This is a genomic window from Selenomonadales bacterium, assembly GCA_017442105.1.
In the GTDB taxonomy this organism is placed as follows: Bacteria; Bacillota; Negativicutes; order RGIG982; family RGIG982; genus RGIG982.
This window is the reverse complement of the sequence record JAFSAX010000024.1, coordinates 1-7,114: the sequence shown is the minus strand read 5'-3', so window position 1 is coordinate 7,114 and position 7,114 is coordinate 1. Positions and strand designations below refer to the sequence as shown.

General features: G+C 48.1%; 6 protein-coding genes. 4 read left to right on the top strand and 2 right to left on the bottom strand.

All coding sequences use genetic code 11. From position 1 onward, the window contains the following. Positions 1–96 precede the first annotated feature (96 nt). Both IJN28_00955 and IJN28_00950 read left to right on the top strand, forming a co-directional pair. Positions 97–1,479 (top strand): FAD-binding protein, encoded by a 1,383-nt coding sequence (locus tag IJN28_00955; GenBank protein MBQ6712340.1) that lies wholly within the window; start codon positions 97–99, stop codon positions 1,477–1,479. A gap of 3 nt (positions 1,480–1,482) precedes the next feature. Then, entirely contained in the window at positions 1,483–2,793 is a 1,311-nt protein-coding gene (locus IJN28_00950) for a (Fe-S)-binding protein (GenBank protein MBQ6712339.1), read from the top strand. 683 nt (positions 2,794–3,476) lie between these two features. On the opposite strand, the gene IJN28_00945 is transcribed toward IJN28_00950, so the two are convergent. Then, on the bottom strand, positions 3,477–3,947 hold the full coding sequence (locus tag IJN28_00945; protein MBQ6712338.1) for a GNAT family N-acetyltransferase: 471 nt from the start codon (positions 3,945–3,947) through the stop codon (positions 3,477–3,479). 35 nt (positions 3,948–3,982) lie between these two features. Beyond that, on the bottom strand, positions 3,983–5,053 hold the full coding sequence (locus IJN28_00940; protein ID MBQ6712337.1) for an ATP-binding protein: 1,071 nt from the start codon (positions 5,051–5,053) through the stop codon (positions 3,983–3,985). Positions 5,054–5,484: 431 nt separating this feature from the next. On the opposite strand from IJN28_00940, the gene IJN28_00935 reads away from it, so the two are divergent. Further along, positions 5,485–5,715, top strand: coding sequence for a hypothetical protein (locus IJN28_00935; GenBank protein ID MBQ6712336.1), 231 nt, complete (start codon positions 5,485–5,487; stop codon positions 5,713–5,715). A 19-nt stretch (positions 5,716–5,734) separates the two neighbouring features. Next, positions 5,735–7,114 (top strand): biosynthetic-type acetolactate synthase large subunit (ilvB, locus tag IJN28_00930; GenBank protein MBQ6712335.1); only part of this gene is annotated, 1,380 nt, incomplete at its 3' end.

The following is a 7,114-nucleotide window of genomic DNA, read 5'->3' as shown; positions in this document are numbered from 1 at the left end:
TGATTTAATTATCTGTCAATTAGTTATATACTGTTAGTATGGATAAATAAAATTTTTTCATTTCTTTAAAAATTTTTTGTAGAGGGGTAGAAAAATATGCAAAACACCCAAATGATTGAAGAATTAAAGAAAATTGTCGGCGAAGAGTACGTCTTGACGAAACCGGAAGACTTGTACGCATATTCGTATGATGCGACTCCGGGTCACTCTTACATGCCGGATGCAGTTGTCATTCCGGGCACGGCAAAAGAAGTATCCGAAATTTTGAAATATGCTAACACGCATAAAATTCCGGTATACACTCGCGGTTCCGGTACGAACCTTTCCGCAGGTACGGCTCCGCTCAAAGGCGGTATCGTACTCCTTATGCTCCGTTTCAACAAAATCATCGACGTTGACCTTGAAAACCTCATCGCTGAAGTAGAAGTAGGCGTTGTTGTACAAGACATCAACGACCATGTTGCTCAGTTCGGTCTTATTTATCCGCCGGATCCGGGCACGGTTAAAACGGCTAGCCTCGGCGGCACGATCTCCGAAAATGCAGGCGGTCTCCGCGGTCTCAAATACGGTATCACGAAAAACTATGTACAGGGTCTTGAAGTTGTATTGACGAACGGTGAGATCATCCATAAGGGTGGTATAAACGTTAAAGACGTATCCTGTTACGATATGACGAAACTCTTCACGGGTGCTGAAGGCACGCTCGGCGTTATCACGAAAGCATACCTCAAACTCGTTCCGAAACCGGAAGCAGATAAGAGCATGATTGCTACGTTCAAAACGCTCGAAGATGCAGGTAACGCTGTTGCAGGTATCATCGCTGCAAAAATCATTCCGGCTACGCTCGAAATCCTCGATAACAAAACGATCCGCGTAGTAGAAGACTTCATGCACGTAGGTCTTCCGGTAGACGCTGCTGCTATCCTCCTCTGCACGGTCGACGGTAACCCGATCGTTGTAGAAGACGAAGCAAAACGCCTCCAGGAAGTACTCGCTGCTAACAACGGTGAAGTACAGCTCGCTCGCGACGCTGCTCACAAAGAACAGCTCTGGACAGCTCGTCGTATGGCACTTCCTTGCCTCGCAAAACTTCGCCCGACGACATTCGTAGAAGATGCTACGGTTCCGCGCAGCAAAATCCCTGCATTCCTTGCACTCGTTGAAAAAGCTGCTGCTGACAACAACGTAACGATCGGTACATTCGGTCATGCAGGCGACGGCAACATGCATCCGACGATCGTTTGCGATATCCGCGACGAAGAAGAAATGAAACGCGTTTACGCTGCAATGGACGCTATGTTCCGTGGCGCAGTTGAACTCGGCGGTACGCTCTCCGGCGAACATGGCATCGGCCTCGGTAAATTGCCGTGGATGGAATTCCAGCATGGTAAAGCAGGTATGGAAGCTATGAAAGCTATCAAACGTGCTTTGGACCCGAACTTGATCTTGAATCCTGGTAAATTGTTAGGAGAGTGCTAAGCTATGGCAAAAGAAATCACTCGTGAAGCCATCAATGCCCATGATGCAACACTTCTTCGCGACATTGATGACGCATTAGCCAACTGTATGAAATGCGGCAACTGCCAAGCAGTTTGCCCGATCTATAGAGAAACCCGCAGAGAGCACTCCGTTGCCCGCGGTAAAATCTCCTTGATGCAGGCTGTCCTCAACGGCAAACTCCCGGTATCCGGTGCATTTGACTCCGTTATGGCTCACTGCCTCAACTGTAAATCGTGTGCTGCAGCTTGCCCGTGCGGCGTTCCTGCAGACGAGCTCATTCTCCGCGGTCGTGACGCTGCGATCAAAGTTCGCGGTCTTCATCCGATCAAAAAGAATGTATTCCGTCTTCTCCGTAACCGTCAGCTCTTTGACTTCGCACTCAAAATGGGCGGTACGTTCGGTGGCTTGACGTTCAAAAAAATCCCGGGTAAAATGGCAGCGGTATCTCGCCTTCCGATGCCAGGTATGGACCCGAACCGTGCAACTGCACCGATCGCTTCCTCCCCGCTTCGCAGCCAGTATCCGGAAGTAATCAAAGTTCCGGGCGCAAAACTCCGTGTTGCATTCTTCACGGGTTGTACGATCAACTACATGTACACCGATATGGGTACGGCAGTTATCGACGTTCTCAAAGCAAACAACATTGAGATCGTTATCCCGGGCAAACAGCACTGCTGTGCAACGCCGGTTCACGTTTCGGGCGACTTCGACCTCGCTAACGAAATGGCTCGCAAAACGATCGAAGAATTCGAACGCTTCGACGTTGACTATGTAATCGGTGCTTGCGGTTCCTGCGTAGAAGCACTCAAAGACTATCCGCACTGGCTCGAAAAAGATCCGGTATGGAAAGCTCGCGCAGAAAAACTCTCCAAAAAAGTACGCGAAATCAGCGAATTCCTCATCGAAGTCGGCTATGACAAATCCCTCATGGGTCCTGTCAATAAAACGATCACGATGCACGATCCGTGCCATATGATCCGCGGTATCAAAGTTACGCAACAGCCGCGTGAGATCTTGAAATCTATCCCGGGCGTGAAATTCGTTGAAATGAAAGAACATGATCGTTGCTGCGGATCCGGCGGTTCCTTCAGCTTGGCGCATTATGAACTTTCCCGTAAGATCAACGACAGAAAATGTGCAAACATCAAAGCTACGAATGCTGACTATGTAACAGCATCCTGCCCGAGTTGCCGTATGCACATCACTGACGGTCTTGTACAGAACAAAATGCCGCAAGTCGTATTCCATCCGATCCAAGTATTGGCTGAATCCTACAAAAACGGCAAAAAATAAGACGACCTAACGAGAGCACAGCTTATGCTGTGCTCTTTCTTTTTCTATATGTAGTTATACCCTCTTTGCTCTTCTTCTATTCCGTGATACAGACTACTTACAAATCAGCTGCCTCGTTCACAAAACTTGCTGAAAGCACATAACCCTTGCACTATAATCCGATCAATAACATTGTACAATAATAATATAAAACATTGGGAGGTATCTACATGGATAGCAGAAAAAAGTATGAAATCCCCGACTGGGTCGTAGACGATTATAACGGCCGTGTTCCCGAAGAAGATAGATTGCCTCTCAGAGGTGGAAATACGATAACAAGTTCGAATACCGACAACTATTCTTGCAGTAATACGAATACAGGGAAAAGTTCTCGTAGCAATACAACATCTGCCCCTTCTCAACATTCGAACGATTTTTCATGGACTCCCTTGATCATACTGTTTGTTTCCATAATCTTAGTTGTAAAATTCCCTATCATCGCTTTTATAATCATAGTTCTGGGCTTTTTAAGTTGGGTTTATTCTTAAAAAACTGCTTACCATCACAGCATTTCGTACTGTATCCATATGAATGATTTGGAAAATCATCCTCCTCGATCTCGGGCAAAGGCTTTTCTTTTTCCTATTCCGTATATCACTTTCCTTCTATATATAAAAGAGAGGATTCAAACGAATCCTCTCTTTTTATTTACCTGCCAGTTTCTTTAAGTTGTCACCCGATACGCGATAGATAGTCCATTCGTCCATCGGTTGTGCGCCCATAGCAAGGTAAAAGTCAATACTCGGCTGATTCCAGTCAAGACATACCCATTCGAGGCGACCGCAGTTCCGCTTAACGGTGATCTCGGCAAGTTTTTTAAGAAGCATCTTGCCGTAGCCTTTGCCGCGATATTCGGGGAGTACAAAGAGATCTTCAAGATAGATGCCCGCCCGCCCCATAAACGTCGAGAAGTTATGGAAAAAGAGTATCATACCGACTTCTTTGCCGTCTTCCATGAGGAACATGACTTCGGCTTTTTCTTTATCGAATATCCATTCGTTGAGCGTCGGTTCATCTGCCACGACTTCGTGTGCCAATTTTTCATATTCTGCCAGTCGTTTGATAAACGATAAGATAAGACCGACATCTTCTCTTACCGCATTTCGAAATGTCACTTCATGTGCCACAAATATTACCTTCTTTTCTGATGTTAGTTTTTCACAGGGATCTCTACGACGATGCGCGTGCCTTCTTTCCACGCGGATGTGATCTCGAACGTACCGCCCAATAATTCTGTCCGTTCCTGCATACCTGCGATGCCAAGCGAATTGTTGGCGACTTGGTATTCCTCAAGAATGTCGGGGTCAAAGCCTTTTCCGTTGTCTTGTATCACAAGACGCAAAACTTCGTCCTCGTATGTAAGCTCTACGCGAATATCTTCTGCATCGGCATGCTTGACGATGTTGCTGAGTGCTTCCTGTACGATGCGATAGACAGATATCTCGATCTCGGGAAAGAAACGTTCACCTTCTTTGATATTCGTTGAGGTAAACGAAACTTTGATATTATATCGTTTCTGATACGTTTCGATATATTTTGCGATCGCCGCACGAACACCAAGCTCGTCGAGAAGTATCGGACGAAGTCTGACTGCCATATAATGGACACTGCTTAAAGCTTCCGATACGACATCACGCATCTCAAGCACTCTTGCCTTCTGCACCTCATCATCGAGAGAGGTCGCAAGTGCTCGCAATCCGAGGAGTACTGCCGTCAGCGATTGACTCGTTTCGTCATGAAGTTCACGCGAGATACGTTTGCGCTCTTCTTCTTGTATTCTGATCATCTGATTGAGAAGCAATGCACGCATACGCTGGTTGTCGCGCATCGCCTCGGACAAGCGTTCTTTGTGCGCGATCGAGCAAAGGATCGCCTTGACAAATTTTGCCGCAAGACGCGCATACGGCGCCGCGATGACAGGGTCGCCCGTAACGCCGATAAACCCATAACAAATACCGTCATATAAAACAGGTACGTTTACACCGCTTCGCACACCGCGATACTGACGCGCTTCTTCTTCCGTTACGGCAAACTCTTGATACTCGCCTGCCTTGAGCTTCTGCTCGGCGACTTCGTGTATCATACCGATACGGTTCTTGCTGAACGATGCGATAATAAGTCCCTTATGATTTGTGATATTGACATTCTGACCCAGTTCAGCCGCAATATGATCGACCAAGTTCTGCGCCAACCGCACATCAAAATACTGTGTGTGTTCCATTCATTCACACTCCTTCTTTCCTATTGTATCATACTTTTATGATTCTGCGTATTTTCAAAAAATTCTTATTTTTTCGAGCAATAATCCTTGACAAACCTTCTTTTTTTGGTATACTGGAATCAAGATATTACAACTTTATATTGTACTCCAAAGGTTATGATTGGGAGCGGAACGATTGCAACAGCTGATCCAGAGAGTCGGTGGGTGGTGTGAACCGATGAGGCGCAAGAATTCTAAATCACCCATGAGCTGCTTGCCGAACGATCATTCAAGTAGGTTCAGACGTTAGACTCACGTTACAGAGACAGTCGGTGATGGCCGATGATCGAGTACAATGCAGGGTGGTACCGCGAATCATAGAACTTTCGCCCCTGTGGTTATCAGCAGATGACCATGGGGGTTTATTTTTTTATAAAAGGAGCGATTACATCATGGAGCTTTCTCTCGTTTTGGAAAATCATTCTGATACACTTCACCGTTTTACGGGTCTGTTATATCGTCGTGGCTATACGGTCAATCAGTTGTCGGTCGTACCCGATAACGCTTGTCTGAAGATCAATGCTCATATCGACTGCGATACGCGCGAAGGCGAACACCTTCTCCGCTTGTTGTCGTCCAAGATGCTCGATGTCGTCGATGCACAGATCGAGCCTGTCGCTTAAATAAAGGAGGGCTATCATTATGAGCCAGCTTACAGGAAGCCAGATCATTCTTGCCTGCCTTCTCAAAGAACAAGTTTCGACAGTATTCGGATATCCGGGCGGTGCGATCATGCCGCTCTACGACGCTCTTTATCATGCGCCTATCCATCATATCTTGACCGTTCATGAACAAAACGCCGCTCATGCGGCAGACGGCTATGCGCGTTCTTCGGGCAAAGTCGGAGTCTGCATTTCAACGAGCGGTCCGGGCGCGACAAATCTCATTACAGGACTGGCTACAGCATACCTTGATTCGATCCCCATCGTCGCCATCACAGGCCAAGTCGCAACACCGCTTCTCGGTCGCGATTCATTCCAAGAGATCGACATTACGGGACTGAGCATGCCTATTACCAAACATAATTTTCTCGTGCACGATATCACCGAGCTCGCCAAAACAGTGCATCGCGCCTTTGCCATCGCACGCAGCAGTCGCCCCGGCCCAGTCCTCATTGACGTACCACGCGATATCTTGACAGGCACGACCGAATACGATGATACTGCCGAGCCATATACGCTCCCGCCCAACTATCCGCCGAGCGATCCCAGTGCGATCCAAGCGGCAGTCAACGCACTTTTAGAAGCACGTCGGCCAGCTATCCTCGTTGGCGGCGGTGTCAAGATCGCCAAAGCCCAGAGCGCCGTACGTCATTTCGCGACAAAACATCAGCTCCCGATCCTGACGACACTGATGGGGCTTGATGCGCTTCCGCATGACCATCTCAACCTCGGCCTGACAGGCATGCACGGCTCACAAGGTGCAAACAAAACGGCCGCACAAGCTGATGTTCTGCTTGCCATCGGTACACGATTCAGCGACCGTACGACGAGCAATCCCGAGATGTACGCAATGAAAAAAACGATCATCCACCTCGACGGCGACCCGTCCGAGATGAATAAAAATGTCGATACACATATCCCCATCAGCGGAGATATCATTGAATCGCTCTGCGCCATCGACGAACGCCTCGTCTGCCTCCCCGAACAAGAAGCAGGCTGGTGGGTACTCAACCAAAAAGACGAACCGACAGAAGATGGCCTTACTCCCCGCTATATCATGGAAACCATCTCTGAGGGCAAACGCCCTGCTACGACATGGGTCGCCGACGTCGGACAAAACCAGATGTGGGCGGCACAATATCTTCGCCTCCAACAAGGCGACCGTTGGCTGACCTCGGGCGGTCTTGGTACGATGGGATACGCAGTCCCTGCCGCACTCGGTGCAAAATCGTCCGAACCAAACAGACCTGTTGTTGTGATCGTCGGTGACGGCGGATTCAAAATGACGGCCATGGAACTCTTGACAGCCGTACACGAGAACCTCCCCTACACCGTTATCATTCTGAAAAACAACGTCCTC

Coding starts and splice junctions, on each gene's coding strand:
- IJN28_00955 (MBQ6712340.1), top strand. CDS start 97: ATGCAAAACACCCAAATGATTGAAGAATTAAAGAAAATTGTCGGCGAA.
- IJN28_00950 (MBQ6712339.1), top strand. CDS start 1,483: ATGGCAAAAGAAATCACTCGTGAAGCCATCAATGCCCATGATGCAACA.
- IJN28_00940 (MBQ6712337.1), bottom strand. CDS start 5,053: ATGGAACACACACAGTATTTTGATGTGCGGTTGGCGCAGAACTTGGTC.
- IJN28_00935 (MBQ6712336.1), top strand. CDS start 5,485: ATGGAGCTTTCTCTCGTTTTGGAAAATCATTCTGATACACTTCACCGT.